This is a genomic window from Streptomyces sp. NBC_00104, from assembly GCF_045160825.1.
Classification (GTDB): domain Bacteria; phylum Actinomycetota; class Actinomycetes; order Streptomycetales; family Streptomycetaceae; genus Streptomyces.
In genome coordinates, this window is record NZ_CP108215.1 from 9,888,533 (window position 1) to 9,914,154 (window position 25,622).

Genomic DNA, 25,622 nt, shown 5'->3' on the forward strand with positions numbered 1-25,622 from the left:
GCCGCACGGGGCCCCGATCGTCAGTGCTCCTGGAGCACGGAGAGAACGTTCCCGGCGGGGTCGGTGAACCAGGCGATCGCCGCAGGACCGCCGTCACCGACCCGGACGACGCCCTTCCCGTCATGGTCGAATCCGGGATAGCGCTCAAGGTTCACACCGCGCCGCTCCAGTTCATCGACGGCGGCCTCGATGTCGTCCACAGGAAAGTTGAGAATCGTGAACGTTGCGGGGACGTGCGTCTCCTTCGGGTAGACGAAGACGCGCGCGCCGCTGCCGAGTGTGAGGGTCAGCATCCCCATGTCCCCCTGCCCGGTCTCCTCCACCTGGAGACCGAGGGTCTCACCGTAGAACCGGCGGGCCTCGCCAAGGTCGTCGACCGCGAAGCCGCTGAACGCCTGCGACTGTCCGAACATGCCGTGTGTCTCCTTCACGGGTGAGCCGTCACAAGCTCTCAGGGCACACCACACGCACCACGGTCAACAGCACGCCGCGCGGTCGACACCCGGATGGTCGTGCGCCCTTCACCCTCACGAAGCGATGGCCGGCCGCCGCCTGTGCTCCGCAGACGGACAGTCACCGGAGCCGATCACCATCGGCCCCGCACAGACCGACGCTGAAATCGCAAGCCGCGCCGAGCCGGGCCCGCACCCCGCCGCAGGTCAGCGCATCGGCCTGGAAGGGGACGGTGGATCTTCTCCGGCCGCGTCCTGGGTCCGATCGCCTCCCCTCCGAGTCAGAGGTGTCTCTACGCCGTTGGCGACCCCATCAGGGCCCGGTGCCGGCCGACTTCGCCCAGGAGGCGCTCGTCTTCGGCTGACCCGACGACAGCGGGGCCGGACTGGGTCGCCCTGTCCACGCGAGTGCCACCCCGCACGACCGACAGGCCGACTCACCCGCCCGCAGTCGGCGTTCCACGCTCACCGCTCACCGCTCACCGCTCACCGCTCACCGCTCACCGCTCACCGCTCACCGCATCGGCGTCGACGATCGGCACGAGGCGGCCCCGGTGTCAGCGGCGGGACATGTAGAGGGCGAGGGCCTTGTGCAGCACCTTGTTGAGCGGGAAGTCCCACTCACCGAGGTATTCGACGGCCTCGCCGCCGGTGCCGACCTTGAACCGCAACAGTCCCAGCAGGTGGTTGCTCTCTTCCAGGGTGTCGGTGATGCCCCGGAAGTCGTAGACACCGGCGCCGAGCGCGTGGGCGTCGCTCATCATCCGCCACTGAATGGCGTTGTTCGGCTGGACCTCGCGCTTGCGACTGGTGGAGGCGCCGTAGGAGTACCAGACGTGCTCGCCGACCATCAGCATCGTGGCCGCCGCGAGCACCTCGCCCTCGTGGTGGGCGAGGTAGAGGCGCATGCGGTCCGGGTCCTCAGCTGTCAACGCGGTCCACATCCGCTGGAAGTAGGCCAGCGGGCGGGGAAGGAACCGGTCCCGCTCGGCGGTCTCCACGTAGACGCCGTAGAAGGCGGGCAGGTCCTCGTAGTCGCCCTGGACGACCTTGACGCCGGTCTTCTCCGCCTTCTTGATGTTGCGGCGCCACTGCTGGTTGAGACCCTGCTGGACCTCCTCCAACGACCGCCCGGCGAACGGCACTTGGAAGACGTAGCGCGGCTGTCCCGCGGCGAAGCCGTCCTCGCCGCCGGGCTCTGTCCGCTGCCAGCCCATCCGGCGCAGCCGGTCGGCGAGGTCGAGGGCCCGCGGCTCGTGCACGGTCGCCTCCACGTCCCGCAGCCGCCCCGCCCGCGGGTCGGCGATCGCGGCCTTGACCGCCTCGGCACTCCAGCGGCGGGCCACCACGGGCGGCCCCATCTTCACCGAGAACGCCCCCTGCTCCTTCAAGTACGCCAGCATCGGCTCAAGCCACCGCTGAAGATCCGGCGCAGCCCAGTCGATGACCGGCCCCTCGGGCAAGTAGGCGAGGTACCGCTTCAGCTTCGGCAACGGCCGCAGCAGCACCAGTCCCACGCCGACGAGACGGTCGCTCTCGTCGAACCAGCCCAGGCTCTCCGCCCGCCAGTCCGGCTTCACGTCGCCCCACGAAGGAACCTGCATGTGACTCACCGCAGGCCGGGCCCGCACGAATGTCAGATGATCCTCGCGGGTGATCGCCTTCAGGCGAAAGCTCATGCGCAGGGCTCCTTTGCTCGACGCACAAGCCTACTGAGGCATACGGCACGTCCAGGTCCTTCACACACCCGCTGTCGTCGTGCGCGAAGCGGGAACAGGCCGCCAGCAAGATCACAGATCATGCTCATCGCGCGTGTCGCGAACCCGATGCCTCATCACCATGCGGAGATGTCAACCGACGTCGAAGAGATTCGGCAGGCGGAGGAGGTAACGGGTGCGGTCGTGGCGTTTGAGTGCCTCGAACTCGGGGGCCCGGTACAGCGGGGTGATGGTGCATCGTTCGGCGGCCGAACCGATCTCGTCCAGCAGGGCGTTGACTGCCTGCCGGGCCGAGGTGTTGGCGCCTTCCATGGTGGCCAGGTCGATGGGCACGGCCACATAGTCGCCGGACAGGAAGAGGTTGGGGATCTTCGTGGCCGACCGCGGACGGTGGTGAAAGGTCCCCGTCGGGTGGATCAGCAACTGTTCCTCGTTGGCCGGGTTCGGAGTACCGAGTCCGGTCACGGCCGGATCGAGGAACCAGGAGTGCAGCACGGAGTCCTTCAGGACCGTACGGCCGCTGTCGTTGAGCGCCGCCTTCAACTGCGCCCACACCTCGCGGGCGACTTCGGCGCGGGTGCACTGCTTGGCCGTCTTGCCGTACAGGATGCCCGGCCGGTCCCACTCGGAGACGTCGACGGACAGGCAGTCCGCGACCGTCCCGTCACCGAAGTCGGCGGGGAAGTCGTGGCCCGGCCAGTGCTGGGCCTGGGCGATCGCGGTGAGCGACCAGGGTGAGTCGATGAGGTCGAGATGGCCGTGCAGGATCGGCGTACGTTCGGTCAGATAGAACTGAATGCCGGTCATCCAGTCCGTCTCCAGCCGGTCGCACGCGGCCAGTTGAGGATCGGCGGCGCGCACGGCGGAGTTCCAGGTGCGGCGGGCGTGCTCGACCGGCATGGCCGAGATGTAGTGGTCGGCGGTGACGGTCCGGCGGGCACCTTCCGGATCCTCCACGACGGCCCCGGCGACCCGGCCCGCGTCCAGGGTCAGGTCCCGTACGGTCCAGCCGATGTGGAACTCGACCCCGAGTGACGTCAGATAGGTCACCCAGGGGTCGATCCAGGCCTCGTTGGTGGGCGCGTTGAGGATCCGGTCCAGCGGTCCGTCCGCGCCCCGCCCCAGGAGGTTGAAGGCGAACGCCTCCAGTAGCGTGCCGACCGTACGGGTGCTGGCCTCCTCCGCCTTGGTGGCCACGATGTTGCGGGTGATACCGACGGCGAGGATCCGTTGGTAGTCGTACGACATCCGCCCGGCCCGTACGAACTCCCACCACGGCGTCTGCTCCCAGGTGTCGTCGCGGCGTTCGTCGCAGCTGGTGAGGAAGACCAGGAGGCGGTTGGCGAAGTAGAGGGCCTCGTGGAGGGGGAGGTTGAAGGCGGTGTCCAGGACGGAGGTGAGGGCCCGGCGGATTTCGTCGGGGGTGAGTTCGGCCGGGGTGCTGTCGGGCCAGGGAAGCGGGATCCGGATGTCCTCGCGGCCGCCCGAGCGGGCGAACAGCATCTCCTTGGGGGCGACGAGGTTGTCGTGGACGCCGTTGGGGTTGCCGGGGAAGGGGATGCGCCGCATGGTGTCGGGCAGGTTGTGATAGATCCCCGGGATGAAGCGGAAGCCGTGCTCTCCGGGCAGAGGATCGCGCCCGCCCGTGCTGCTGTCCGGCACGTCCATGCTGCGGGCCTTGCCGCCCAGGGCCTTGCGTTCGTAGACCGTGACCCGGAAGCCGCGTTCGGCGAGTTCGTGCGCCGCCGTGAGCCCGGCGACGCCCCCGCCCAGTACGGCCACGGTGTGTGGGGTGGCGCCGCTCCGGGCCGCGGCCTGCTGAGGCGTTCCGAGGGCGACTCCGCCGCCGGCGACCGCGGCCGCACTGAGGAACCCTCTGCGTGTGGTGCCGCTCATCCCCACCCCTTACCTTCGGTAACCGTTGGCGCACGAGGATAGGAGCGACGCACCGATCTCGGAAGGCGACCGACGGCGCGGGGATCACTTTGGCTTGATGCCGCATCACCACGACGCCACGCGAACGGCGTGCGGCGAAGGTATTCCTGGTCGCTGGATCACCCGGCACGCAGTGGCAGGCAGACCCCGAACAGCGGCGCGAGCTGCCGCATGGTCAGGTCCGGTAGTAGACAGCCACCATCAGTACCCGGTCGGTAGGCGGCAGACAGCACGCCGCCCGATCCGGGATCCGTCGCCACCCCGCGCGCGACGAACTCGACGACGTTGTCGGCGACCGCCCGGAGAACGGGACTGTCCAAGACGGCTCCGACACCGTGATCACATCGGCCACCTCGAGATCCGTCCACCGCGGCTGATCCCTCCGGCCCGTGAGGGGCGGGGGCCGGTCACGAAAGCGAGGACGTCGCGGACCGCTTCGAGCAGGCTGCCGAAGTGACGCTGCGCGCCGTCCACCGCCCCTGCAACCTCCGCTGGCCGAACGCGGCATCGACTTGTCCTCCAGCCAGGTCTACCGGCTGGTGACTGAGCGACCCGAGCGACTGAGCCTGAAAGTTCTCATGGCCTTGCTGGACATCCTGGACTGCTCGATGGACGACCTCATCGAGCCAGTAGCGTCGGCCTCCTCGACTGCCAAGCCGAAGCGGGCAGTCGGCGACGCCGACACCAGCGTCGGGTCGTTCCGCCCCAAGCGGGCCCGGATCGTCCCGCGGCCAGAGACGTGACCCAGCCCGACCGGGTCCTCACTGACCCCCTGCGGCACCATCGTGGACATCGTCGCGCCCGTCGAGCCTGATCTGACTGTGGAGTAAATCCGGGACGCGGTGCCCGTACAACTGACACGGTGGCTGTGAGGACACCGCGCCGGCGGTGACCGAAAGCCGTTTTCGCCGCTGATGGACCAGGGTCTGTCCGGCGCGCTCCCGCTCCGGGGGTGGCCGCGCACTGCCGTGTCGTGATCAACCTGCTGGCCGCGGGTCTGCCGGGTGCGCAGCCATTAAGGGGTCCTTGCAGAAAGATCGTGTTGTGGCACGGTGGAGATGTACGTGATCCCGTCTTTTGTGGGGTGTGAAGCTCCCCCCTTGACCTGGACAGCCTGATACTGGGACGGAAGGTCCCGGAGGAAGCAGTCACAGGTAGTGAGCAAGAAGAGCAACATGAGCAAGCGGTACACGGCCGAGTTCAAACGCGACGCCGTCGCGCTGGCGCTGTCGTCGGACAAGACGGTCACCGAGGTCGCCCGGGACCTGGGGGTGAGCCCGGAGGGTCTGCGTGGCTGGGTGAAGCAGGCCAAGGCCGACCGGGGCGAGGGGCCCGCCGGGACTCTGACCAGCGCCGAGCGGGAAGAACTCGCCCAGCTGCGGCGTAAGGTCCGCGAGCTGGAGAAGACGGTCGACATCCTGGGAAAAGCGACCGCCTTCTTCGCGCAGGACAAGATGAGGTAGACACCGCCACGCGGTGCCGCTTCATCGACGCGGAGAAGACATCGGACGACAATCACGCAGGTCACAGCGTCGCGCTGCTGTGCCGTGCGCTCGGAGTGCCGCGCTCTACCTACTACGCGCACCGGGCGGCCGCGTCAGCGCGCCGGGTCGCGCGGCGCGAGGAGGAACGCCTGGTGGACGAGATCCGGGTGCTCCACGCCGGATCGCGCGGCGCCTACGGGGCCCCGCGGATCCACGCCGCCCTGCGGCGGGCCGGGCGGGCGGTGAACCCGAAGAGGGTCGAGCGGCTGATGCGCAAGTACCGGATCGTCGGGATCACCCGCCGCCGGCGTCGGGGCCTGACCAGGCAGGCCAGGCGGGCGGTGTTCGCCGCCGACCTGATCGGCCGGGACTTCACCGCCCCCCGTCCCGGGATGCGGCTGGTCGGTGACATGACCGAACTCGTCACACGGGAAGGGAAGTTGTATCTGGCGACCTGCATTGATCTCGCGACGCGGGAGGTGATCGGCTGGGCGATGGCCGACCACCACCGCGCCGAGCTGCCGGTCGCCGCCCTGCGGATGGCGGCCGGACGCGGTGGTCTGGAGGACGGCTGCATCATGCACACCGACCGCGGCAGCGAATACACGAGTGATGAATTCCGCACCGAGATACGCAAGTTGCGCATGCGACAGTCGATGGGACGTGTCGGCTCTTGTTACGATAACGCTGCTGCGGAAAGCTGGTTCGCCGTCCTGAAAGCGGAGATCGGAACCACCGTCTGGGAGACCCGCGAGGCCGCCCGGGCCGACGTCTTCCGCTACATCGAGATCGAGTACAACCGCAGCCGACTCCGCAGACACCCCGAGCATGGGTACGTCACCCCACTCGAAACGAGAACCTTGCTCAGGCAAGACCTCACCCCCGCAGCGTAAACACCCGCTGTCCAGGGCCCGGGGGGAACTTCAAGACGCTCCAGGGTGTGCTGTTCGTCCTCTACACAGGTGTCCAGTGGGAGTTCCTGCCGCAGGAGTTGGGGTTCGGTTCCGGTCCTACCTGCTGGCGGTGGCTGGCCGAGTGGCAGGAGGCCGGGGTATGGGAGGCACTCCAGCGGGTGCTGCTGGACGGGCTACGGGCGGCGGACCGTCTCGACTTCTCGCGCGCCACCATCGATGCCTCTCATGTGCAGGCCAAGCGGGGGTTGTGAGCCGGGGCAGGTCCTTGTCCCACCAGTCCCAGATCTCCACCGCGCGGAACCCGGAGTCGGCCGCGGCGCGTGCCCGGTCGTCGAGCGGCCGGTCGCCTTCGAGGAACATCAGCTCGATGCAGGCGGAGAAGTCGATCACGCGAGGGCCTTCCTCGCCACAGCCGTACCCGCCCTGAGCGCGGCGACGGGATCGGCCGCCTCGTCCAGTTCGATGAGTATCGTGCCGGCGCCGGGTGTTCGGGACATCGCGTCGGCCCATCCTTTCCAGTCGACGATGCCCGTGCCGAGTTCGGTCATGTAGGGCTGCTGCTGGGCAAAGACCGTTTCGTCGATGGTGAGTTCGACGTCGATGGGCTTTACCGCGTCCTTCCAGTGCACCAGGGTGATGCGTGGCGCGTGACGGCGTGCCACGGCGACGGGGTCGCCGCCGCCGAGGGCGATGTGGCAGGAGTCGGGGCACAGCCAGACGTAGCGCGGGTCGGTCAGGGCCATGAACAGGTCGATGTCGCGCTCGTACCAGAGCGTGCTGTTGGACTCCGTGTGGAAGGCGAGCCGCACGCCCTGTCGGCTGACGGCCTCGCCGACCATGTGCGCGATGTCGGCCATGCGGGTCATGTACGCGGCGTCGACGAAGAAGGGCGGGCGCGTCCCGAACGTCGTACGCATGGGCAGTCCGGCGACGAGAAGGTCCGCCCCGACCTCGGCGAGGAAGGCCACGCGCCGTTCGGTGTCGGCGACGATCGCGGGCAGGTTGTCGCCGCGGCGCCAGTCGGGGGCGTCGCTGTCCGCGGTGAACGCGCTGACGACGGACAGGCCCCGGCCCGCCAGCTCGCGCCGGAAGGCGGGCGCGCTGCCGAACGCCCGCAGGGCGGACTCGATGTCGCCTGGTGCGAAGGTCAGCTCGATACCCGTCACACCGGCCTCGGTGAGCGCTTCCATCACCCGGTCCCAGAAGTCTTCGGGGTTCGCCGACGCCCAGTCGCGTACGGCGTCGGCGGAGGTGAGCCCCCAGAAGTCCGGGTGGTAGAAGGTGACCACGTCGGTGGCGAAACGCGGTGTCACGGCTGTCGTTCGGCACCGCCACGGGCGTTGTAGACGACGATGCCGTCGGCCGAGTCGACGGCCTTGCGGTAGTTGCGGAACACGGCCAGCGCCTCGTCCCGGAGTACGTCTCCTACGACCTCCATGCCGCGTGCCTCGGCGCCCTTGGCCGGGCCTTCCAGAGTCGCGTAGCGGAGGGTGGTGCCGTCGGCCGCGTAGGTGTTGCGGAAGACGACCCCGTTGTCGACGTGGAAGATGAAGGACTTCCCGGCGTAGGTGAACTCACTCATCGCGCTTCTTTCCTTGCGGGCGGTGTGCGGCCTTGGTGCACGAACCGCCCACTCAGAACAGGCCGTTGGCGTGGGGCAGCTCGGCCGGGATCGGGGTGATGATGTCCCAGTGCTCGACGATCTTGCCGCCCTGGACGCGGAAGAGGTCGTAGTACGCGACGGGGACGCCGAACTCGCCCTCGGACTGGAGCAGGACGAACTCGCCCTCGGCGATGACCTTGTGGACGGTCTGGTAGACGAGGTTCTTGCCCTGCTCGCCCCACTTCGCGGCAGCCGCGCCGAAGCCGTCGAGGCCGTCGGCGGCCTCCGGGTTGTGCTGGTGGTACGTCTCGGTGGAGATGTAGTCGGTGAGCACCGAGTAGTCGGCGCCGACCAGGACCTTCTGCGCGAACTCGGCGACCAGGGCCCGGTTGGCCTCGGCCTCCTGGGGCGCGGTGACCTCGGTGGGGCCGTCGGTCTGCGAGCGTCCGGAAGCGGTGTCGGTGACCAGCGGGGTCAGGGCGTCCCAGTGCTCGGCGAGCCTGCCGTCGGAGTCGACGCGGAAGACGTCGAAGGCGATCAGCGGGTCGGGCCCGAAGCCGTGGTAAGTGCCGTGCAGGGCGACCAGGTCGCCGTCGGCGATCACCCGGGCGCCCTCGTAGCGGAAGCCCTCCGGCAGACCGGCGACAAGCCGGCGCAGGGCCTCGGGGCCGTCGGCGGCCAGGGTGCTGTGCTGGGTGTAGTCGGCGGCGACCCAGCGGTCCACCGCGCTCGGGTCCTTCTGGCCGAACAGTTCGCCGGCTGCGCTCAGGACGGTGTTCTTGGCGTTGCTCATGACGGTTCTCCTCGCAAGGGCAGGTCGTGGATGGGGACTTGAGGGATGGGGACGTGAGGGATGGGGACGTGAGGGATGGTCGTGGTCAGCCGCTGGTCGAGGGCGGAGGTCGGGAAGTCCAGGCCCGAACTCGCCGGCTGTGTCCCGGTAGACCTCGGTGTCGGACAGGCTGCGGCCTTCGATGGACCACGCCCGCTGCATGGCCTCGGCCGCGTCCAGTTCGCTGATGCCGGGCTGGTCGCGCAGCGCGGCCGGCCCCGCCGCCGCGGCGGCGGAGTCGAGCACGGTCGTTCCCCGCGCCAGGGCGCGGTCGTAGCCCGTGCCGAGGCGACCCCGGTCAGGCGCGTGACGGTGCCGCGTTCGGCCGACAGGTGCGGATAGGCCGCCACCGGCAGCGCCCGGGCACCGGTGTAGGGGCCGGCCGACACGACAGTGAGCCGGATGCGGTGAGCGTTGTGCTCGGCGAAGGCCCGCAGGGTGGGGCCGAAGCCGTAGTACCAGGCGCAGTACGCGTCGAAGACGTACGTCAGGGAGGCCCGTTCCGCCGTAGGCATCACATGCCCTCCTCTCTGACCAGGCTCTTACCGCTTTCCGACAACGATTGATGCCGGATGGGCTGACAGCTCCAAGCTAGAGTGGTTGAACAGGTTGAATCGGATACGATGGTGACTGGTGATGGTCAAAAACCGACATGATGTCGATCGAGGGATCCCGGAGGTCTCCTTCGCGGCGCCCGCCGGCACCCCTGCCGGGGTCGAGGTGCTGTCCCTCACCGAGCTGCGCCACCGCGTACCCGACGAGCGGCTCACGGCCCCCCAGCGCCCGGACTTCCACCACCTGGTCACCCTCACGGGCGGAACCCTCTGGCACACGGTCGACTTCACCGCCTATGCCCTCGAACCCGGCTCATGGCTGTGGGTTCGCCCCGGCCAGGTTCAGCAGTGGGGCGACCCCACCCACGCCGACGGCACCCTGATCCTGTTCCGCCAGGACTTCCTCGACCCGGCCACCACGGCCGGCGCCCACGTAGAAGACCCGCACGCGCCGATCCTGCGCAGGCCCCCGTCCGCGGACGCCCAAGCCCTGCGACTGGCCGCCGACCATCTCGCCGCGGAGTTCCACGCCCTCGGACGCCTGCCCCTGGAGATTCACACCGCGGCCCTGCGCCACCTGCTGGCCGTTCTCGTCCTGCGACTGGCCCACCTCACCGCGCCTGTCGGCAGCGCCGCCCCCGAACCCGACGCCACCTACCTCCGCTTCCGTGACGCGGTGGAAAAGGACTTCGCCCGCACCCGCCGGGTCGAGGACTACGCCGAAGCGCTCGGCTACTCGGCCCGCACCCTTGCACGCGCCACCCTCGCCTCAGCCGGCCTGGGCGCCAAGGAGTTCATCGACCGCCGTGTCGTCCTCGAAGCCAAGCGCCTCCTGGCCCACAGCGATCAGGCAGCCGCCCGAATCGCCGACCGCCTCGGCTTCTCCAGCGCCACCCACTTCAGCAAGTACTTCCGCCAGCGCACCGGCCAGACCCCGATCACCTTCCGCGAAACGGTCCGCGGGCACACCCCGGGGTGAGACATCTGTCCGGCCGTGCTCGCAGCTCTCGACACCGATGCGCTGCTGACCCACGCCTGCCGCTGCAAGAACGGAAACCGGCATACAAGGCGCCCTGGACGAGCACCTGATACTCAGGTGCTCCGTGACCTGAGACTGCGCGCGGGCGAGTTCGGCTCATAACGGCGACTGGTCCTGGGGTAGTTGCCTCATGACCGGCCTGGACGGCGCAGCACGGTGTCGCGTTTCGCGGGCGGCAGGACGGGGGCGCTGTCGCCGTCTGCGGTTCAGGACCGATCCGCCTGGGAGCCCGGCGTGTTGAGCCGCGGTGAGAGCGCCCGGCGGAGATCGTCGAGGCGGCGGTAGTGGAGGGCGGTCATCCCCGCTGCGCGGGCCGCAACGACGTTGTCTGCGGTGTCGTCGACGAACAGGCAGCGGTCGGCCTGTGTTCCGAGGCGCTCGGCGTCGATGTCGCAGAGCACGGCGTCGTAGGCGAGTTGTGGCATGTCCTTCACTCCTGCGCCGTTGATCGGCGGCTGATCTCGTCTGCGTAGATGCCCCAGTCTCCGGCGGCGGTGCGCTGCCCTTTGACGGCGACGGCGACGGCGACGGCGACGGCGACGGTGACGGTGATGTCGATGTCGATGCCGAGGGCGCGGGCGCGGGCAGCGGCGGGCAGCTCGGTGGTGAGCAGTAACATCGCGGTCGAGCGGCGTTCCCCGAGCCGGATGCGGAGTTTGCGGAGCCGTTCGCCCATGGCCCATGGCCCATGCACTGGTCGGGCGGCCGGGCCGGCCTCCAGGAAGGAGCCAGGGCGAGTCTGTCCGGGCGAGGACGGCATGGCTGTCGCGGGGTGGCGGTCGGCAAGCAACCTCGCGGGGCGGGGGGCTGGACACCGCACGGGACTGCGCGGCCGGTCCGTGACTGCGGCCGGACCCCGTCCTCGGTCCGCCGCAGCACGGTCCGGTGGCCGTCCTTCTCCAGGCTTCGCCATGTCTCATGGGACAAGGGCGCTGCGAGGATCTCGGGTTCGCGTCCCGTCGCCTCAACACTCTGCGGCTTGCGGCCACAGAGTTTTCCGGGCCCTGGCCCGGGGGCCCCAGGGGGCGCTTGCGACGATCGCCGGGGAGATGAGCCCCAGAGCGTCGTTGTCCTTGCCGTCCCGCATGTGGTCCAGCCAGCGTTCGTACCAGGAGAGGAAGTCCTGGGCCGAGGAGACGTTCGGGGGCCAGAAGCCGTCCGCGTTCCCGGTGAGCACGCGGCCGGTGAGGGGGCCGGTCACGCCGATGAGGCACAGGTCGGTACAGCCCATCTCGATGATGTGGAGGAACAGGTCTCCTTGCAGCGCCTCCGGGTGGTCCACGTGATGGAATCCCCGCGGGGTGCCGTCCGGCGGTTGCCGGTCCATGGTGTACAGCCTGCACTCCGCCTGCGGAAGCAGACCGTAGAAGGGGCCGGCACCGCTGCCCCCGAGCTCGACAAGGAACTTTCGGTAGGCCGACGGCAGTTCGATGTGGTGTTCGCCCTCGAAGACGTCCGCCCGCGCGGAACTGATGCGCGGGCCAACGCGAAACGCGTGACGCTCGGCGCCCATCGAGTGGCTGCGCCGCACCTGGTACGGGACCTTCGCCAGCTTGGAGCGTATGCGCGATATACGGGAGTCCATCGGAGGATCTCTTCTCTCGTCCGCGGCCACTCTACGGGCCCGTCCGAAGGAGACACCTCCGGATTTCTGGAGAACCCTCCAGTCTCGGCTCCGCCGCCTGGTTCACCCGGCCTCCGCCATGGCCGGCGCCAAAGGACGTACGGAGTTTCCCAAGGCCGCGACCATGCACGGTTGAACGGGTGACGTTCTTGGTCTCGGTGGCACCGGGTTCAAGGCTGAGAGACCATGGTTCAGGGGCTCCAAGCACTCCACGCCGGGGAGCGTGATCATGAACACCAAGCCTGCCTGTGGGCCCGAGCGCGACCCTGACTTCTTCGAGGAAGTCGACAAACTGTTCGCCAAATACCCTGAGGCCGCTGACAGATATGCGGTGAAGTGCAGAAGGCTGGAGGTCGACATACTGAAAATCGACTTCAGCAAGCAGGTAGGGGTCCGGCGTATCGAGGACGGCCGCATCGTCACGGAGTTCGTCGATCGAGACAAAGCCGAGCATTCTTTCAGCGGTTGCTGCGAGTGGCCGCGCACCGACGACGGCCTCTGCAACGAGCAGTGTCAGGTTTGATTCAGGCTCCTGGGACGTCGATGGTGTCCGGGATGCAGTACGGGCCTGCTGGTTGAGGCGTCATGAGGGAGCGAGCGGCGGAGTGCTGGCGCCGTCGGCCGGTGCGAGGGGTACGTCGAGGCGTGCCGCGAGGTCGTCGTAGGTGATGCCGAAGGTTTCGAGCACGGTGGTGCCTTCGGGGCCGACACGGAACGTCGCGAGGTCGGTGTAGACACGGTCGACGCACCCCAGCCCGGTCAGCGGGTAACCGCATTCCCGTACCAGTTTGGGTGCGCCGTCCTTCGCGAAGAGGGTCATCATGACGAACACCTTCTTGGCGCCGATCGCGAGGTCCATCGCTCCGCCGACAGCCGGGATCGCGTCGGGCGCGCCGGTGTGCCAGTTGGCCAGGTCGCCGACAGCCGAGACCTGGAAGGCACCGAGCACGCAGATGTCGAGGTGGCCGCCGCGCATCATCGCGAAGGAGTCCGCGTGATGGAAGTAGGCCGCTCCGGGTAGCTCGGTGACCGGGATCTTCCCCGCGTTGGTGAGATCGGGATCCGCTTGGCCGGACTCGGCCGCGGGGCCCATGTTGAGCATGCCGTTCTCGGTGTGCAGCACCACCCCCGATCCCTCGGGGAGGTGGTCGGCGACCAGCGTGGGCTGGCCGATGCCCAGGTTGACGTAGGAGCCGTGCGGAATGTCGCGGGCCACCATGGCGGCCATCTCGTCCTTGCCCAGCGGCCCTCGGTCGAGGTGCTCCACCAGCGAAGCGATCGGGTTCACGCGCCCACTCCCGTCTGCACGACACGGTCGACGTAGATGCTCGGCGTCACGACGGTCTCGGGGTCGATCGCACCGACCTCGACGATGTCGCGGACCTGTGCCACGACCGTCGTCGCGGCGGTGGCCATGACCGGACCGAAGTTGCGGGCCGTTTTGCGGTAGACGAGGTTGCCCATCCGGTCGGCCCGGTGGGCGCCGATCAACGCGACGTCGCCCTTGATGGGGTACTCCAGGACGTGAGTGCGGCCCTCTATCTCGCGGGTCTCCTTCCCCTCCGCCAAGGGCGTACCGGCGCCCGTCGGCGAGAAGAAGGCACCGATGCCGGCGCCTGCCGCGCGCATCCGTTCGGCGAGGGTGCCCTGTGGCACCACCTCGAGTTCGATCCGTCCCGCCCGGTAGAGACGGTCGAAGACCCACGAGTCGGACTGGCGGGGAAAGGAGCACACGATCCTGCGTACCCGCCCCTTGTCCAACAGCGCGGCCAGCCCCGTGTCTCCGTTGCCGGCGTTGTTCGACACCACGGTCAGATCGGTCGCGCCCTGCCGGATGAGCGCGTCGATCAACTCGACCGGCATACCGGCCATGCCGAACCCTCCGACCAGCACGGTCGAGCCGTCCCTGATCCCGGCCACGGCCTCGTCGGCATCCGCACACACCTGAACAGTCATCGGGCCCGCTCCGTCACGTTCTCCAGGACGACCGCGAGGGCCTGTCCGACACCGATACAGATCGCGGCGACGCCCCACCGCTGCCCCGACTCGCGCAACCGCGCCGCGAGCGTGCCGATGAGCCGGCCGCCGGAGGCGCCGAGCGGATGGCCGATCGCGATCGCACCGCCCTTGCTGTTCACGATGGCCGGATCGATCTTCCAGGCGTCCACGCAGGCCAGCGACTGAACGGCGAACGCTTCGTTGAGTTCGACCGCCGACACGTCCGACCAGGAGATCCCCGCCCGTTTCAGTGCCCGATCGGCCGCCTCGACCGGCGCGAACCCGAACATCTGCGGTTCCAGCGCGGATACCCCGCGGCCCGCGATGCGGGCCAGCGGTGCGAGGCCGATGCGCGACGACGCCTCCTCCGAGCCGATCAGTACGGCGGACGCGCCGTCGTTCAGCGGTGAGGCGTTGCCGGCGGTGATGACGCCGCCGGGCCGGAACGCCGGCTTGAGGCCGGACAGCTTCTGCGGCGTGGATCCGGGCCGGATGCCCTCGTCGCGGGAGAGAAGGACCTCGCCGTCCGGCGCGACGGGAACCACCAGGTCGTCGTAGAACCCCGAGTTCCAGGCTTCGTTCGCGAGCTGGTGCGATCGCGCGGCGAACTCGTCCTGCCTGCCCCGGGGGACGGCGAACCGCTCGGCCAACTGCTCGTTCGCCTCGCCCAGGGAGACGGTCCATTCCTTCGGCATGCGCTCGTTGACCAGCCGCCACCCCAGCGTGGTCGACACGGCGGTCACGTCGCCGGCGGGGAAGGCGCGTGACGGCTTCGGCAGGACCCACGGCGCACGCGTCATCGACTCCACCCCGCCCGTGAGGACGATGTCGGCGTCGCCGCTCTCGACGGCACGCGAAGCGATGATCGCCGCGTCGAGCGAGGAGCCGCACAACCGGTTGACGGTCGTGGCAGGCACCGAGGTCGGCAGCCCCGCCAGCAGGACCGCCATCCGGCCGACGTTCCGGTTGTCCTCGCCCGCGCCGTTGGCGTTGCCCCAGACGACGTCGCCGATCAGCGCGGGGTCCAGGGACGGTGCCTGGGCCAGGGTTCCCGAGACGGCGACAGCGGCCAGGTCGTCGGGCCGGACTCCGGCGAGCGCTCCACCGAACCGCCCGAACGGTGTTCTCACCGCGGTGTATACGAAGCTTTCAACCATGGGCTCACCGTAGGTTCCGGGATTGATCTCGTCCAATATTCAGTTCCGCTTGATTGATCAGTCTTCGAGATAAGATGTGGTCATGGAACTCCGGCATGTCCGTTACTTCCTCGCTCTCGTCGAGGAATGCCACTTCGGCCGTGCCGCCCAGCGCCTGCACGTGGCCCAGTCGGCGCTCTCCCAACAGCTCAAGCAGTTGGAGCGACAGCTCGGGACGCCGCTCTTCACCCGGTCCACACGGAGGGTGGAGCTCACCGAGGCGGGCCGCCATCTGGTGCCTCACGCGCGGTCGATCCTGACCGAGGTGGAGCGGGCGGAGGATCAGATGGCACTGCTCGCCGCCGGGCGGGTCGGCCGCGTGTCCATCGGGTTCGTCGGAACCGCCACGTACGACGTCCTTCCGCGGATCGCCCGTACGGTCCGGGCACAGCTGCCCGGCGTGTCCCTGGAACTCCGCGGTGAGCTGCTCAATCCGGAACTGGTCGAAGGCCTGCTCCAGGGCACCTACGACCTCGCCCTGTTGCGAACCGGCACTCCGGTGGACGCCGCCGTGGAGGTCACCACCCTCCGGTCCGAACGGCTGGTGGCTGTCCTGCCCACCGCTCACCCCCTGGCGGGCCGCCACGACATCGCCCTCGCGGCACTCGCCGACGAGGCGATCGTCGTCCACCCGTCGCGCGACCGCTCCTCCATGCACGGCCGGGTTCTCGCAGCGTGCGCCCGTGCCGGCTTCGAGCCCTCCGCTCTGGTCGAGGTCGGCGAGACGGCGACGATGGTCGTGTTCGTCGCCGCGGGTCACGGCGTCGCCCTGGTTCCGGAGTCGGTACAGAGTCTCCGCGTCGACGGCGTGACCTACCTGCCGCTCGTCGAGAACGAAACCGTCGACCTGGGCCTGGCACGCCTGGCGGGCCGGAATTCACCGGCGGCCGACCAGGTCGCAGCGGTCATCGAGGCATCCGTGAGGCACTGAGCCATGCCCCGGAACGGGGCGGCAGAGCCCCGGGCGACTCGGATCGTTTCGTGATCCGAGCGGCGGCAGCGCGGCTTGCGCAGCCTGGGGGTGGCGCAGGCGAACGCAGCCTGGGGGTGCAGGCGAACGCAGCCTGGGAATCGGCTCGGCGTACTCCCGAAGAAACCGGAAGCGGGTGCATTTTTCGGGTCCGGGTGGTCAGGTGGGCCCGTCAGGGGTTCCTATGTCCCGTCGCCGGACCCCAGGCCCCGGGAGATGCCCCGGCCGGCCAGTACGACCGCGGGCACCAGCAGATGGGTGCGGGCGTCGGCGCCCACCACGGACAGGGCCGCGACCACACGGCCTTTCGAGTCGGTGACCGGCGCCGCCACCGAGTAGGCGTCCGGGCTCATCTCCTCGCGCACGACGGCGGCGCCGGTCCGCCGGCATTCCGCCAACGCCACCCGCAGTGCGGCCGGGTCGGTGACGGTCCTGGGCGTGAAGCGGGCCAGACCGTCCCGTACGACCTCGGTGAACAGCTCCGCGCCCGCGTGGGCCAGCAGTACCTGGCCGACGGCGGACGCGTGCAGGGGGAGTCGGCCGCCGACCCCGGAGACCACCGGAACCGCTCCGGTCGCGGAGATCCTTTCGACGACCAGGGCGTCGGTGCCGTCGAGGACGGCCAGTTGCACGTGCTGCTGCGTGGCGGCGTGCAGGTCCTCCATGACGGGCATCGCCCGGACCCGCAGCGGCAGTCCACGGGGGTTGAGGGCGCCCAGCTCCCACAGGCGCAGGCCGATGACGTAGGCGCCGCCGGCGACGCGCTCCAGGGCTCCCCACGCCGTCAGTTCTCCGACCAGCCGATGGGCCGTGGCGTGGCGGAGGCCGGTGAGCCGGCACACCTGGGCGAGTGTCAGCTCCGGGTGTTCCGGCGTGAACGCGCCCAGGATCGCCAGGGCTCGCGAGGTGACCGTGCGGCCGCGGTCGCTGCTGTTGGCCGTTTCCGGCTCCTCTCACCCACGGTGACGGGGTTGCCGCCCGTCCCTCCTCCTGGCTCGCGGACGTATGTGCGCGCAGGAGAGTGTCCATTCACCGGACATCGTACTGACCGTCGGGGGGTCGGTGCCCCAATCTCTGTCCCGGGCCCTGAGGCCCTCATGGGATGGGCGGGACGTGGACGGCGGACCGGAACGGGACTTCGGACGGAGTCGGCTGCCTCCCTCGCGACGTGATGTTCCGGCCGGGTCCCGCCGACCGACCGGGCTCCGGACGGGGACGAGCGGTCCTGCCCGATGACGAGCCGGACGCGGCCCCTGGCCGGACGAGCGAGCCGCCGCTGCCGCTGGTCGGCGACGTCGTGCCCGTCCCGCTCAAGGATGAAAGGAGTCAGACATGCCTATGACCGGGACGTCGCGAGCCCCCGGCGGCCATGACGCCGACTCGGCCTACAGGTCGTCGACGCGGTTCGAGCACGAGACTCTGCCCCAGAGGGTGTGTTTCGCCTCGGGCGAGGCGGCGGCGACGGTACGGGCCGAGGTGCAACGGCTCGGCGCCGCACGGGTGATGGTGATCGCGGCAGCCGCCGAGGCGGAGCTCGCGCACCAGGTCACCGCCGGTCTACCGGTCGTGCTGCGGTGGAGCGAGGTGGTCATGCACGTTCCCGTGGAGGTGGCCGAGCGGGCGCGCGCCGCCGCGGCCCGAGGTCACGTGGACTGCGTGGTCAGCGTCGGTGGGGGATCCACCACCGGCTTGGCGAAGGCGATCGCGCTGACCACGGACCTGCCCCTCGTGGCCGTTCCCACCACGTACGCGGGCTCGGAGGCCACCAGCGTGTGGGGTCTCACCGAGCAGGCGCGCAAGACGACAGGTGTGGACGCGCGGGTCCTGCCGCGGTCCATCGTCTACGACGCGACCCTGACCGTGTCCTTGCCGGTACCGATGAGCGTCGCATCGGGGCTGAACGCGCTGGCGCACTGCGTCGACGCGATGTGGGGCCCCCGCGTGGATCCGATCGACCGTGCGCTGGCGGCAGAGGGAATCCGCGCGCTGGCGACCGGACTGCCCGCGGTGGTCACCGACCCGGCAGGTCTGTGGGGCCGCGAGCGGACGCTGTACGGGACCTATCTGTCGGCGGTGGCGTTCTCGTCCGCGGGTTCGGGGCTGCACCACAAGATCTGCCATGTCCTGGGCGGCATGTACGACCTGCCGCACGCCCAGACCCACGCGGTGGTGCTGCCGTACGTACTGGCGTTCAACGCATCCGCCGCCCCGGAAGCCGAGCAACGGATCGCGGCCGCGTTCGGCGCGGAGTCGGCGATCGAAGGCCTGCAGCGGCTGCGGCACGACGTGGACGCGCCGAAGGCACTGCGCGACTACGGGCTGGAGGAGGCCGATGCCGACAACGCCGTGCAGGCGGTCCTGGACGTGGTCCCGGACAGCAATCCCCGTCCGGTGACGGCCCACGATCTCCGGCGCCTGCTGCGTTCGGCGTGGGCCGGCACGGACCCGAGCACGATGACCGATGGCAAGGAGGACTGATGATGAGTGGGCAGAGCGGCGACGCCGGCGCACAGGCGGCCGCTGACCAGCAGGCGCGTGAGCAGGCCCTGGTCGAGCAGGTCGTGGCCTCGTTCGAGACGGCCGAGGACCCACGGCTGAAGCAGATGATGCAGGCGCTGACCCGGCACCTGCACGCGTTCCTGCGCGAGGTGCGCCTGACCGAGGGGGAGTGGGCGTCCGCCATCGAGTTCCTCACCGCGGCCGGACACATCACCGACGACAAACGGCAGGAGTTCATCCTGCTGTCGGATGTCCTCGGGGCGTCCATGCAGACGATCGCGATCAACAACGAGGCCTACGCCAACGCGACCGAGGCGACGGTGCTCGGCCCGTTCTTCGTCGAGGGCTCGCCCGGGATCCCCCTGGGCGGGGACATCTCCTTCGGCGCCGCCGGACAGCCGTGCTGGGTCGAGGGCACGGTCACCGGCACCGACGGCGCACCCGTCCCGGGGGCACGCATCGAGGTGTGGGAAGCCGACGAGGACGGCTTCTACGACGTGCAGTACGACGACGACCGCGTGGCGGCACGGGGTCACCTCGTCGCCGACGACAACGGCCACTATCGGTTCTGGGCGATCACCCCGACCCCGTACCCCATCCCGCACGACGGCCCCGTCGGCGCGCTGCTCGCCTCCGTCGGCCGTTCCCCCATGCGCGCCTCGCACCTGCACTTCGACGTCCGGGCCGGGGGAAAGCGAACGCTGATCACCCACATCTTCGTCCGCGGCGACGAACTCCTCACCCGTGACGCCGTGTTCGGTGTCAAGGAATCGCTCATCCACGACTTCGTGGAGCACCCTGCGGGCACCCCCGCCCCCGACGGACGCGATCTCGCGGACCGTGCCTGGTCCAGCGTCCGCTTCGACATCGTCCTCGCGCCCGCGCACACCGCGGGGCCGGGCGTCGTTTCCACCGAAGGAGCCAGTGAATGACCAGCCAGGGCAAGAGATCCGCGCCGGGCCCGCGCGTGGCCGTGGTCGGCGGAGGAATCGGCGGTCTGGCCACCGCGGCGTTCCTGCACCGCGCCGGGATCGAAGCGACCGTGTACGAGCAGGCGCCCGCGCTGACCGAGGTCGGTGCCGGCCTCGTCGTCTCCCCCAACGCGGTGCGACTGCTGCGCAGCCTCGGCCGGCTGGACCGTTTTCGCGAGCGCGCGGTGCCGCTGCGGGTCGGGTGGGAGTTCCGGCGCTGGGAGAACGGGCGGGTGCTGTTCTCGCAGGATCTCGGCGAGGAATGCGAGCGGCGCTTCGGCGAGCAGAGTTACGTCGCGCACCGCGCCGATCTGCTCGACGCGGTGCGCGCGGCGGTCCCCGAGCCGTCACTGCGCCTGGGGATGCGGCTCGCCGGCCTCCACCGGATGGACGACGGCGTCGAACTGACCTTCACCGACGGATCACGGGAGTTCGCCGATGTCGTGGTCGGCGCCGACGGCGTCCACACCACGGTGGGCCGCTACGTGGCCGAAGCGGGAGCACCGCGGCTCTCGGGCATCTGTGCCTGGCGATGCCTCGTACCGGCCCAGCTCGCACCGGCCTTCGCGCGCCGTCCGGTCCAGACGCTCTGGCTGGGCCCCGATCGCCACCTGGTCCACTACCCGATCTCCGCGGGCACGCAGATCAACATCGTCGCCTTCGGGCCGGCGCACGACTGGACGACGGAGTCGTGGTCGGCGCAGGCGCGGATCGAGGACCTCCGCGCCGAGTTCGCCGGGTGGTCGGACGATCTGGGGGCGCTGCTCGCGGCCGCGGAACGCGTCGGGCGGTGGGCGCTGCTCGACCGGGACCCGCTGCCCCGCTGGACCCATGGGCCCGTCGCGCTGCTGGGAGACGCGGCGCACCCGATGTTCCCCTTCTTCGCGCAGGGAGCGGCGCAGGCGATGGAGGACGCCGCCGTTCTGGCAGGGTGCCTCGGCGACCGGCCGGAAGACCCGGCTGCCGCGCTGCGCCGCTACGAGGACATCCGCCGCCCGCGCGCCACCCGGGTGCAGCAGCTGAGCCGCGGCAGGGCGGAGAGCAACCACCTGCCCGACGGGCCGGCCCAGCGGGCCAGGGACGCGTCGTTCGCGAACGCGGACCCCTTCGCGCACAACGGGTGGATCTATGGGCACGACGCGGAGCTGACCGCGCGCGAGGCACTGACGACGCCCTGAGCGCACGTCCCGGCCGCTGTCATCGTGGGCGGAAACCGGCCGCGGCCGGCATGAGCACCAGCCGCACCGTCACCGTCACGAGCACCAGCCGCGCCGTCACCGTCACGAGCACCGGCACGAGCGCCAGCCTCACCGTCATTATGATGGTATGGGCGATTCCTTCCGAGAGTGGTGGTATCGCCGGGGCGCGTCCGTAGTCGGGCAGGAGGTGCGGTGACGGCTGAGAAGGGTGAACCCGCGAGGGGCCCCGAGCAGTCCGAGCGGCTCCGGCCCGTCTTCCCGTGGGCCCCGGGCGACGACATCTGGGGCGGCGGGGAGCGGGACACGAAGACACTGGACGTCGTCCTCGAACACGCGACGACCTGTCTGGGCGGCCTGGGTGCCATGGTGCACCGGCACGACGGTGCGGCCGGCCGGCTCCGCCTGGTCGCGGCCGGCGGGCTCGCCCGGGAACGCGCGGCAGTGTGGGCGGATCTGCTCGACCAGCAGGATGTGGCGCCCGCGCTCGCCGTACGGCGTCGTGCGTTCGTCAGCGTCGCGGGAGACAGCCTGGGCGTCGGCGCGTCCGGCACGGCGGCCGTACCCCTTCCCGGCGCCGACGGGCCGGCCGGTGTGCTGTCCGTGCTCACGGCAGAACCCGGTGAGCCCGACGAAACCCAACGGTCCCTGCTGCGCGCGTTGGCCGGGTGGGCCGGTTCGCGCCTGGGCGGTGGGACCGGGACCTCGCCCGCCTCCGGCCCGGAGGCAGGCGCCGGGCGATCACGATCAGTACGCATGGGGGAGCTGACGGCCGCACTCGCCGAGGCCGTCACCTCGCGTGACGTCGTGCGGGCCGTCGCCGAGTTCGTCCTCGCTCCCTTCGGCGCCGACGGGCTGATATTCCAGGTGCTCGAAGGGGACCGCCTGACAGTCGTCGGCGCTGCCGGGTATCCGCAGGAGTACCTCAGCATGGTCGACGGGATCACGCTCGGCGCCCATACCCCGATCCAGGACGCGGTGCGGACGCGTACTCCTCTGTTCATCGAGTCGAGAGCGGAGATCGCCGGGCGCTATCCGACGCTGAGGCGTCTGAACGACGCCTCTCCGAAGGAGGCGTGGGCCTTCTTGCCCATGATGGCCTCGGGACGGGTCATCGGCCTGTGCGTGGTGTCCTTCAGCGAGCCACGCTCCTTCAGCGACGACGAGCGCTCCTTGCTGACGGCTCTGAGCGGTCTGGTCGGTCAGTCGCTGGAGCGGGCCCGTCTGTACGACATGGAGCACGCCCGAGCCCGGGAACTGCAGCGCGGCCTGCTGCCGAGGACGCTGCCCCGCCTGCCCGCCGCCCGCGCCGCCGCCCGGTACCTGCCCGCGGGCCGGGGCGAGGAGGTGGGCGGTGACTGGTACGACCTGATTCCCCTGTCCGCCGACCGGGTCGCGATGGTGATCGGCGACGTCATGGGCCACGGCATCACCGAGGCGGCCACGATGGGCCGACTGCGCACGGCGGTACGCACCCTCGCCGACCTGGAGATGCCCCCCGACGAGCTGTTCAGCCGTCTCGACGACCTGGTCTCCGACCTCGGCGAGGACTTCTACGCCACATGCCTCTACGCCGTCTTCGACCCTGTCGCGCGCACGTGCTCGTACTCCCTCGCCGGCCACCCCCCGCCGGTCGTCGTCCAGCCCGACGGCACCGTCCACAGCCCCGACGTCGATCCGGACCCGCCCCTGGGCGCCGGTAGGCCGCCCTTCGAGACGCACCAGCTGCATCTGCCCGACGGGAGCTTTCTCGTCCTGTGCACCGACGGTCTCGTCGAATCCGCCACCCGGGACACCGACGAGGGACTGGCCCAACTGCGCCAGGTGGTCTCCCGTGCCACGGCCGACACCACCTGTTTCGAGGCCACCGACGAGGACGACGACGTCCGATGTCTGGAGGAGTTGTGCGACAAGATCGTGTCGGCTCTGCTGCCCGACCACGAACAGACGAATGACGACGCCGGCCTGCTCGTCGTCCACATCCGGTGCACCCCGGCCCGGGATGTCGCTTCCTGCATCCTCCCGGAGGATCCCCGGTCGGCCGGGCAGGCCCGGGACTACATCCGCCGACAGCTGAGCGCCTGGGGACTGGACGATCTCACGCTGACCACGGAGCTGCTGGCGAGCGAGCTGGTCGGCAACGTGGTCCGCCACTCCAAGGGCCCCGTCCGCCTCCGTCTGCTGCGCAGCCGCTCCCTGATCTGCGAGGTCTACGACGGCAGCCTCACCACCCCCCGTATCCGCCACGCCAGTCACACCGACGAAGGCGGACGTGGCCTGCAGCTCGTCGCCGCTCTCTCCCGGCGCTGGGGCGCCCGCTATCTCTCCGACGGCAAATGCATCTGGACGGAGCAGGACCTCCCGCCGTCGTACGCCGCCGAGAATCCTGAAGCCACAGGCGTTCCCGTGCCGCCTCCCCTGCCGGGAGAGTGACCGGAGGCGGCGGCCGGGTGCGTCGCTTTCAGCAGTCGATGGTGAGGGAGGCGCCCGCGACGCGGGAGACGCAGGAGCACATCGCCCGGTTCTCCGCCCGCTGATGTTCCGAGAGGAACACGTCCCGGTGATCGACCGTGCCCGTCACGTCGAGGATCGCGACCCTGCACAGGCCGCACTCGCCTCGGCGACAGTCGTACATCATCTCCACCCCGGCGCTTTCGAGGGCGTCGAGGAGGCTCGTGCCGACGGGTACGTCGAAGCTCAGCCCGCGTGCGGGAACCTCCACGCGGAACGGTGCCGCGGGAAGGGCCCCACTCGTGCCGAACGTCTCGAAGCGGAGTCCGCCGGGTGGCCTGGCGGCGCGTTCCCAGGCTGCCCGTACGGCCGACAGCAGCCCCATCGGGCCGCAGACGTACAGCACGCCCCCGTCGCCGAGGGAGGCGACGAGCTCGTCCGGGTCGACGAGGTCGCCGTCGATGTCCTCGACGACCCGCACCCTGCCGTGGTGTTCCCGCTCCAGGTCCTCGACGAAGGCCATGTGCTCGCGCGACCGGCCGGCATAGACGAGCCGATAGTCGGCGCCCCTTGCACGCAGGGCGGAGGCGAGCCCGACGATGGGTGTGATGCCGATGCCTCCGGCGAGCAGCACACTCGGTCGGCGCCCCGGGCTGAGCGGGAACCCGTCGATCGGGCCGGCGAAGGTGATCTCCGCGCCGGGGCGAAGGCCGTGCATCCACCGCGATCCTCCGCGGCCGTCCCGCTGGAGGCGTACGGCGATGCGGAGCAGCCCGTCGTCACGGCCGTGGTCCACCAGCGAGTACGAACGCGTCTCGGGCCCGCCCGGCAGGGGGACGGTGATGTCGAGATGACTGCCCGGAGGGACCGACTGAATCGGTCTGGACGGGCGCATCACCAGTTCGACGATGTCCGGCACGATTTCGGTACGTCCCACCACGACCGCGGTGTGGGCGGTGGCGCCATGCGGACCGGAACCGGGCGGCTGTGTCGAGGTGTCGGCGGCGCTCGTCATGCCGTCTCCCTCGTCGTGGACGCGACGGCGGCCAGGCGGCTCGGGGGCGTGCGGTCCCGTCCCTGTTCCCGGGCGACCTGCGCGTCGATGATCCGGCGCACCCACATCCCGCCGGCGTCGATGTTGAGGTTGTAGAACTCGTGTCCCGGGTTGGCCTCGATCGCCCGCTGCTGCGCGTTGAGCATCTCGGTGTCCTGGCCGAACACGTGCGACACGTTCTGGCGGAGCAGGGTGGTCAGGCTCTGGTCCCGGAGGTGGTAGTCGCGGGTGAAAGCCCAGAAGTAGTGGCAGGTGCCGGCGGTGGCGGGTGTCACCGTGTTGAGCACGCGGCCGTTGACGCCGGCGCTCCGGTCGCCCTCCGGCGCACCGGTTCCGGCCGGTGCGACACCGACATCGATGGTGATCGTCGAGGGAGCGGTGTAGTGGATGACCTGCCACCGGTCGACGGGCCCCTCGTAGTCGGGGTCCTTCCGGCGCAACTGCATGCCGAGGAAGGGGGGTGCCTCGATTCCGCGCATCCACCGGGTGAGCGTGACCGAACGGTCGTCGTGGGCCACCTCGGGCTCGGACTCGGAGAGCTCGTCGCTGGCGAGGCTGTCGGCGTGCAGGAACTGCTCGTGGGTGAGGTCCATGAGGTTGTCGAGGACCAGTCGGTAGTCGCAGTCGAGGACGATGCTCTCGCCGTCCCCGGCCCACTGCGGATCGTCGTTCCAGTGCAGGTCGGGGACGAGATCGGGGTCGGCCGCCGCGGGGTCGCCGAGCCAGACCCAGACGAACCTGTGCCGCTCCACGACGGGGTACGAAGCGACCGCGGCGGACGGGTTGAGGGTCTCCTGGGCAGGCATCCGGGTGCAGCGGCCGTTCGGTCCGTAGGCGAGGCCGTGATAGCCGCAGACGACGTCGTCACCGTGCAACTCGCCCATCGACAACGGCACGAGACGGTGCCAGCAGGCATCGGCGAGCGCCACCGCCTCCCCGGACGTGGTGCGGTAGAGCACGAGGGGGCGCTCGCCTATGGTGCGCGGCAGCAGGGTACGACCCAGTTCGGTGTCCCATGCCGCGGCGTACCAGGTATTCAGCGGGAACATGACGGTTCTCCTCCTCCGGGTTGGTGACGCGCCGCCCTCGCAGAGCGAGAGCGGCGACGGGGATTCGGGTGGCGTGCGATCAC

Annotated in this window: 24 protein-coding genes and 3 pseudogenes; 11 read left to right on the top strand and 16 right to left on the bottom strand. The window is 70.0% G+C overall.

Going from position 1 to position 25,622, the window contains the following annotated elements:
- Positions 1-20: 20 nt before the first annotated feature.
- The 4 genes and pseudogenes from OG272_RS43250 to OG272_RS43265 all read right to left on the bottom strand — a co-directional run.
- Entirely contained in the window at positions 21-413 is a 393-nt protein-coding gene (locus OG272_RS43250; protein ID WP_326574300.1) for a VOC family protein, read from the bottom strand.
- Between the two features lie 596 nt (positions 414-1,009).
- Positions 1,010-2,131: a peptidoglycan bridge formation glycyltransferase FemA/FemB family protein gene (locus OG272_RS43255; protein ID WP_326574299.1), complete on the bottom strand. Its 1,122-nt coding sequence runs from the start codon at positions 2,129-2,131 to the stop codon at positions 1,010-1,012.
- 171 nt (positions 2,132-2,302) lie between these two features.
- Positions 2,303-4,066 (bottom strand): FAD-dependent oxidoreductase, encoded by a 1,764-nt coding sequence (locus tag OG272_RS43260; RefSeq protein ID WP_405895832.1) that lies wholly within the window; start codon positions 4,064-4,066, stop codon positions 2,303-2,305.
- 182 nt (positions 4,067-4,248) lie between these two features.
- Positions 4,249-4,331: pseudogene (locus OG272_RS43265) on the bottom strand (IS5/IS1182 family transposase); the annotation flags it as partial.
- Positions 4,332-4,683: 352 nt separating this feature from the next.
- Between OG272_RS43265 and OG272_RS43270 the strand changes: the two are divergent.
- The 4 genes and pseudogenes from OG272_RS43270 to OG272_RS43285 all read left to right on the top strand — a co-directional run.
- Positions 4,684-4,848: a hypothetical protein gene (locus OG272_RS43270; RefSeq protein ID WP_405896150.1), complete on the top strand. Its 165-nt coding sequence runs from the start codon at positions 4,684-4,686 to the stop codon at positions 4,846-4,848.
- Between the two features lie 432 nt (positions 4,849-5,280).
- The gene (locus OG272_RS43275; protein ID WP_326584620.1) at positions 5,281-5,568 is read left to right on the top strand and encodes a transposase; all 288 of its coding nucleotides are present in this window, start codon (positions 5,281-5,283) and stop codon (positions 5,566-5,568) included.
- 14 nt (positions 5,569-5,582) lie between these two features.
- Positions 5,583-6,482, top strand: a pseudogene (locus tag OG272_RS43280) (IS3 family transposase); the annotation flags it as partial.
- Positions 6,483-6,514: 32 nt separating this feature from the next.
- Positions 6,515-6,748 (top strand): annotated as a pseudogene (locus tag OG272_RS43285) (transposase); the annotation flags it as partial.
- A gap of 141 nt (positions 6,749-6,889) precedes the next feature.
- On the opposite strand, the gene OG272_RS43290 reads toward OG272_RS43285, so the two are convergent.
- Genes OG272_RS43290 through OG272_RS43300 form a run of 3 tightly spaced genes read right to left on the bottom strand, consistent with a single transcriptional unit; the run spans position 6,890 to position 8,899 of the window.
- The gene (locus OG272_RS43290) at positions 6,890-7,816 is read right to left on the bottom strand and encodes a sugar phosphate isomerase/epimerase (RefSeq protein ID WP_328224521.1); all 927 of its coding nucleotides are present in this window, start codon (positions 7,814-7,816) and stop codon (positions 6,890-6,892) included.
- Positions 7,813-8,085 carry a hypothetical protein gene (locus OG272_RS43295; RefSeq protein WP_327726583.1) on the bottom strand — a complete coding sequence of 91 codons (273 nt, stop codon included), beginning with the start codon at positions 8,083-8,085 and terminating at the stop codon, positions 7,813-7,815. Before OG272_RS43295 ends, OG272_RS43290 begins: the two co-directional genes overlap by 4 nt.
- A gap of 52 nt (positions 8,086-8,137) precedes the next feature.
- Positions 8,138-8,899: a nuclear transport factor 2 family protein gene (locus tag OG272_RS43300; protein ID WP_327726582.1), complete on the bottom strand. Its 762-nt coding sequence runs from the start codon at positions 8,897-8,899 to the stop codon at positions 8,138-8,140.
- Between the two features lie 675 nt (positions 8,900-9,574).
- Here OG272_RS43300 and OG272_RS43305 point away from each other — a divergent pair.
- Entirely contained in the window at positions 9,575-10,471 is an 897-nt protein-coding gene (locus OG272_RS43305; protein WP_327726580.1) for a helix-turn-helix transcriptional regulator, read from the top strand.
- Between the two features lie 266 nt (positions 10,472-10,737).
- Here the strand turns inward: OG272_RS43305 and OG272_RS43310 are convergent, their stop codons facing one another.
- From OG272_RS43310 to OG272_RS43320, 3 genes are all read right to left on the bottom strand, one after another.
- On the bottom strand, positions 10,738-10,956 hold the full coding sequence (locus tag OG272_RS43310) for an HAD-IA family hydrolase (protein ID WP_327726579.1): 219 nt from the start codon (positions 10,954-10,956) through the stop codon (positions 10,738-10,740).
- Between the two features lie 5 nt (positions 10,957-10,961).
- Positions 10,962-11,150, bottom strand: a complete 189-nt coding sequence (locus OG272_RS43315) for a hypothetical protein (RefSeq protein ID WP_405895833.1) — start codon at positions 11,148-11,150, stop codon at positions 10,962-10,964.
- Positions 11,151-11,495: 345 nt separating this feature from the next.
- Positions 11,496-12,116 (bottom strand): SMI1/KNR4 family protein, encoded by a 621-nt coding sequence (locus OG272_RS43320; protein ID WP_405895834.1) that lies wholly within the window; start codon positions 12,114-12,116, stop codon positions 11,496-11,498.
- A 268-nt stretch (positions 12,117-12,384) separates the two neighbouring features.
- On the opposite strand from OG272_RS43320, the gene OG272_RS43325 reads away from it, so the two are divergent.
- Entirely contained in the window at positions 12,385-12,678 is a 294-nt protein-coding gene (locus tag OG272_RS43325; RefSeq protein WP_327726577.1) for a hypothetical protein, read from the top strand.
- A 60-nt stretch (positions 12,679-12,738) separates the two neighbouring features.
- Here the strand turns inward: OG272_RS43325 and OG272_RS43330 are convergent, their stop codons facing one another.
- Genes OG272_RS43330 through OG272_RS43340 form a run of 3 tightly spaced genes read right to left on the bottom strand, consistent with a single transcriptional unit; the run spans position 12,739 to position 15,310 of the window.
- Positions 12,739-13,383 (bottom strand): 3-oxoacid CoA-transferase subunit B, encoded by a 645-nt coding sequence (locus OG272_RS43330; RefSeq protein ID WP_328224787.1) that lies wholly within the window; start codon positions 13,381-13,383, stop codon positions 12,739-12,741.
- A 56-nt stretch (positions 13,384-13,439) separates the two neighbouring features.
- A complete protein-coding gene (locus tag OG272_RS43335; protein WP_328505454.1) occupies positions 13,440-14,111 on the bottom strand; it encodes a 3-oxoacid CoA-transferase subunit A in 672 nt (223 codons plus the stop codon).
- Positions 14,108-15,310 (bottom strand): thiolase family protein, encoded by a 1,203-nt coding sequence (locus OG272_RS43340; protein WP_328505453.1) that lies wholly within the window; start codon positions 15,308-15,310, stop codon positions 14,108-14,110. The genes OG272_RS43335 and OG272_RS43340 overlap by 4 nt, the downstream gene beginning before the upstream one ends.
- Positions 15,311-15,392: 82 nt before the next feature.
- Between OG272_RS43340 and OG272_RS43345 the strand changes: the two genes are divergently transcribed.
- Positions 15,393-16,280, top strand: a complete 888-nt coding sequence (locus tag OG272_RS43345; RefSeq protein ID WP_326574260.1) for a LysR family transcriptional regulator — start codon at positions 15,393-15,395, stop codon at positions 16,278-16,280.
- Positions 16,281-16,501: 221 nt separating this feature from the next.
- Here the strand turns inward: OG272_RS43345 and OG272_RS43350 are convergent, their stop codons facing one another.
- Entirely contained in the window at positions 16,502-17,215 is a 714-nt protein-coding gene (locus OG272_RS43350; protein WP_328508094.1) for an IclR family transcriptional regulator, read from the bottom strand.
- A 442-nt stretch (positions 17,216-17,657) separates the two neighbouring features.
- On the opposite strand from OG272_RS43350, the gene OG272_RS43355 reads away from it, so the two are divergent.
- The 4 genes from OG272_RS43355 to OG272_RS43370 all read left to right on the top strand — a co-directional run bounded on the left by OG272_RS43355 (position 17,658) and on the right by OG272_RS43370 (position 23,418).
- Positions 17,658-18,797: a maleylacetate reductase gene (locus tag OG272_RS43355; RefSeq protein WP_405896130.1), complete on the top strand. Its 1,140-nt coding sequence runs from the start codon at positions 17,658-17,660 to the stop codon at positions 18,795-18,797.
- Positions 18,797-19,750, top strand: coding sequence for a dioxygenase (locus OG272_RS43360; RefSeq protein ID WP_328224527.1), 954 nt, complete (start codon positions 18,797-18,799; stop codon positions 19,748-19,750). The genes OG272_RS43355 and OG272_RS43360 overlap by 1 nt, the downstream gene beginning before the upstream one ends.
- A complete protein-coding gene (locus OG272_RS43365; RefSeq protein ID WP_328224528.1) occupies positions 19,747-20,967 on the top strand; it encodes an FAD-dependent monooxygenase in 1,221 nt (406 codons plus the stop codon). Before OG272_RS43360 ends, OG272_RS43365 begins: the two co-directional genes overlap by 4 nt.
- A gap of 213 nt (positions 20,968-21,180) precedes the next feature.
- Positions 21,181-23,418 (top strand): SpoIIE family protein phosphatase, encoded by a 2,238-nt coding sequence (locus OG272_RS43370; RefSeq protein ID WP_405895835.1) that lies wholly within the window; start codon positions 21,181-21,183, stop codon positions 23,416-23,418.
- A 28-nt stretch (positions 23,419-23,446) separates the two neighbouring features.
- Here OG272_RS43370 and OG272_RS43375 read toward each other — a convergent pair whose 3' ends face one another.
- Together OG272_RS43375 and OG272_RS43380 are read right to left on the bottom strand one after the other, a co-directional pair.
- A complete protein-coding gene (locus OG272_RS43375) occupies positions 23,447-24,451 on the bottom strand; it encodes a PDR/VanB family oxidoreductase (RefSeq protein ID WP_327726571.1) in 1,005 nt (334 codons plus the stop codon).
- Complete coding sequence (locus tag OG272_RS43380; protein WP_326574254.1) at positions 24,448-25,539, bottom strand: aromatic ring-hydroxylating dioxygenase subunit alpha; 1,092 nt, start codon at positions 25,537-25,539, stop codon at positions 24,448-24,450. Before OG272_RS43380 ends, OG272_RS43375 begins: the two co-directional genes overlap by 4 nt.
- Positions 25,540-25,622: the final 83 nt, after the last annotated feature.